Source organism: Brevibacterium sp., from assembly GCF_052105255.1.
GTDB classification, from domain to species: domain Bacteria; phylum Actinomycetota; class Actinomycetes; order Actinomycetales; family Brevibacteriaceae; genus Brevibacterium; species Brevibacterium linens_B.
In genome coordinates, this window is record NZ_JBQDYQ010000012.1 from 61,444 (window position 1) to 64,508 (window position 3,065).

Consider the following 3,065-nt stretch of genomic DNA (forward strand, 5'->3'; position numbering starts at 1 on the left):
AGTCGTCGACGGCGTCGCGGCCGCGACGGACGAGCAGCGGGTCGGCTTCATAGACGACCGATCGGTCTTTGTCCGCGTAGTCGAACTGATTGAGGAAGTAGCGCATCGCATTGAGGCGGGCGCGCTTCTTGTCGTTGCTCTTGATCGTGATCCACGGAGCGTGATCGGTATCCGTGCGGCGGAACGTCTCTTCCTTCGCCTTCGTGTAGTCGTCCCAGCGATCGAGGGACTCGAGGTCCATCGGAGAGAGCTTCCACCGCCGCACCGGGTCGATCTGACGGATCGCGAACCGGGTCCGCTGCTCTCGCTGGGTCACGGAGAACCAGAACTTCGTGACGTGGACTCCGGAGTCGATGAGCATCTTCTCGAACACGGGAGCCTGTTCCATGAAGGTCTCGTACTCGTCGTCGGTGCAGAATCCCATGACCCGCTCGACATTGCCCCGGTTGTACCAAGAACGGTCGAACATGACGATCTCCCCGCTCGTGGGCAGGTGGGAGATATAACGCTGGAAGTACCATTGGCCGGCTTCGCGGTCAGAGGGTTTGTTGAGTGCGACGACGCGGGCGGCACGCGGATTGAGATGTTCGGTGAAGCGTTTGATCGTTCCGCCCTTGCCGGCGGCGTCCCGACCTTCGAAGACGATGACGTGTTTGGCGCCGGTGTCCTGACCCCAGTACTGGAATTTCAGCAGTTCGACCTGCAGTTTGTACTTCTCGAGTTCGTATTCTTCGCGGTCCAACTGTTTGTCGTACGGGTACCCTTCCCGCCACGTTTCGACGGCCCGGCCCATGGGGTCGATCAGGTGCGGATCCGTCGTCTGGCTGTCCGCGACGGCGTAGCCTTCGAGGCGGAGTTTGTCGATGTACTCCCGCAGATTCTCTTGGAACAGACTGTTCACGAGATCTTTCCCTTTCACTGTCGACACCGGAGTGTGCCTCGTGCACGATAATGTGCCGAGATGAATATCAGGTTATGCGATCCACGTCGCGTCGCGGGATGATTCCGACGCTCAAAAGTGGGGCCAGCGAGATGAGTCCGAAGGACAGCGGATAGCCGAACGCCGTCACCAGGGCACCGAATCCGGGACCGAGCAGAGCCGACATGACGAACTGTCCCGTGTTCTGGGCTCCCAGCGCCTTGCCTGACCACCGCGGTCCGGCCGCTTCGGCCACCGAGGCGAAGGCCAGACCGTTGTCGGCCACGGAGACGGCCGAGGCGAGGACGAAGACGGCCGAGGCGAGGGCGGGCAGCTCGGTCAGCGACAGGACGGCGATGGCGACCACGACGATCACGGCCGCGACGGCGACGATGCGCATGAGGCCCACGCGGGATCCCGTGCGGTCGGAGAGTCCGCCGACGACCATGCGACCGACAGCGCCGACGATCTGGGCGATCGCGACGATCGCTCCCGCGGTGCCCCGCCCCGATCCCTTGGACGACGATGAGCCAGACGAGTCCGTAGGTGGAGAACGCGAACTGCGGGACGACGAGTAGCGCGGAGACAGCGTGGATGCGCCACAGGAAGGAATCGCTGCGGTAGGGATTGATCGCCGAGGCGGTGCTGGGCTGTCTTTCCCCCGCCGAGGTGATCCTCGGTTCGGTGTCATCGGCGCGCGTCGTCTGGGGATCGGTGCCCTGGTCGAGTTCGGCCACCTCGGTGCGGGTGGGGGTCTGGTCCGGTGGGTTGCGAATGAGGGCGAAGCAGACGAGGCCGAGCGCCCCGGTCACAGCGGCGACGAACCACAGGTAGGCGGGGAATCCGCCGGCCGCGGCGATTCCCGGGATGGTCACGGCGGCCACGCTTGTGCCCAGGGGCTGGGACATCTGGCGGATGCCCATGGCCAGTCCTCGGCGGTGGCGGGGGAACCAGCCCATGACGACGCGGCCGGACGCCGAATTCACGGAGGCGGCGGCAGCACCGGAGGCGGCGATGACGATGACCATCCAGATCGGCGAGTCGACGACGAGCACCGCGGCGGCCGAGAACACAGCCGTCAGCCCGATCCCCCGGGTCATCGCCAGACGTTCCCCGAATCGGTCGGCGAATGCGCCCCAGGCGATGAGGGTGAGGATGAGTCCGAAGCTCGGTGCGGCTGCGACGGTGCCGGCCTGGGTGAGTGTGAACCCGAGATCGGAGTGCATGTATGGGATGAGGAAGGCGGGTCCGGCGATCGCGATGGTCGCCGCCATCTGCGTGAGGACGCCGACGACGAGGATCACCCAGGCCTGTCTGGTGGGCCCGTTCGTCGTCATCGTTCCAGGTTAGCCGTGTACCCGGATCGTCGGCGGGATGTCTCAGATCGCGGTGGCCGGGCTTTGCCGATAAAGTGTGTTCTGAGCATTCCCCCTATAGCCCAATCGGCAGAGGCAGTCGACTTAAAATCGATTCAGTGTGGGTTCGAGTCCCACTGGGGGGACCAGAGATATTTGAGCTGACCTGCAACGATGCAAAGTGTGAGGCTGAGTCGAAACTGATGAGGAGTCGAGTTCCCCACATTTACCCATCGTTTTCGTTTCGATCCTGGCCGAGCTGGTCGAGGATCGATGACATATCCGGAGCCGCTGTCGCCTTCGCCACATAGTGCTTCGACGTGACCGCCGTGCCCGAGCACTGCCGCCGCCGCTTCGAGGGTGGCCTCGGCATCGATCAGCGTGGCCACGGACTTCCGGAACACGTGAGGCGAGATCCGCCCTTGCCCCTCAATCGTCTTGAGAGCATCACGAAGCGAACGCCGGTAATTATTCGGCCACTTCCACGTACCAGCGCCGGCCGGGAACACCGCGTTAGTCTCGGTCGGGGTCGCCTCGACGCTTCGACGAAGCAGCACCTCGACCGCGAAGGCCGGCAGGGTGAGGATTCGGAACCCGCTCGCGGTCTTGGTATCTGACTGCCGCTGCAGCCCCTTCTTCTTGAGATAGACAAGCGTGCCCGAGACAGTCAGTGTCGGATGCTCGCCGAGATCGACGTCTTCCCAGCGAAGAGCAAGCACCTCGGAGATTCGCAGCCCGGTCCCGAGCATCACATCAACGACATCGAGCAAGTCATTCCCTCGCCCCCCCCC

General features: G+C 63.8%; 4 protein-coding genes, 1 tRNA gene and 1 pseudogene. 2 read left to right on the top strand and 4 right to left on the bottom strand.

The features are described 5' to 3' along the window. The coding region (gene ppk2, locus ACTIIH_RS05735; protein ID WP_441451047.1) for a polyphosphate kinase 2 at nt 1-901 on the bottom strand (901 nt) is incomplete at its 3' end. Between the two features lie 67 nt (nt 902-968). Next, on the bottom strand, nt 969-1,367 hold the full coding sequence (locus tag ACTIIH_RS05740) for a hypothetical protein (RefSeq protein ID WP_441451049.1): 399 nt from the start codon (nt 1,365-1,367) through the stop codon (nt 969-971). Between ACTIIH_RS05740 and ACTIIH_RS05745 the strand changes: the two genes are divergently transcribed. Further along, a complete protein-coding gene (locus tag ACTIIH_RS05745) occupies nt 1,366-1,497 on the top strand; it encodes a hypothetical protein (protein ID WP_441451051.1) in 132 nt (43 codons plus the stop codon). The two genes, ACTIIH_RS05740 and ACTIIH_RS05745, sit on opposite strands and share 2 nt — an antisense overlap. Here the strand turns inward: ACTIIH_RS05745 and ACTIIH_RS05750 are convergent. After that, nucleotides 1,486-2,256 (bottom strand): annotated as a pseudogene (locus tag ACTIIH_RS05750) (MFS transporter); the annotation flags it as partial. The gene ACTIIH_RS05745 and the pseudogene ACTIIH_RS05750 overlap by 12 nt on opposite strands. 90 nt (nt 2,257-2,346) lie before the next feature. On the opposite strand from ACTIIH_RS05750, the gene ACTIIH_RS05755 reads away from it, so the two are divergent. Continuing rightward, nucleotides 2,347-2,423 (top strand) — tRNA-Leu (locus ACTIIH_RS05755). Here ACTIIH_RS05755 and ACTIIH_RS05760 read toward each other — a convergent pair. Further along, nucleotides 2,391-3,065 (bottom strand): site-specific integrase (locus ACTIIH_RS05760; RefSeq protein ID WP_441451053.1); only part of this gene is annotated, 675 nt, incomplete at its 5' end. The genes ACTIIH_RS05755 and ACTIIH_RS05760 overlap by 33 nt on opposite strands.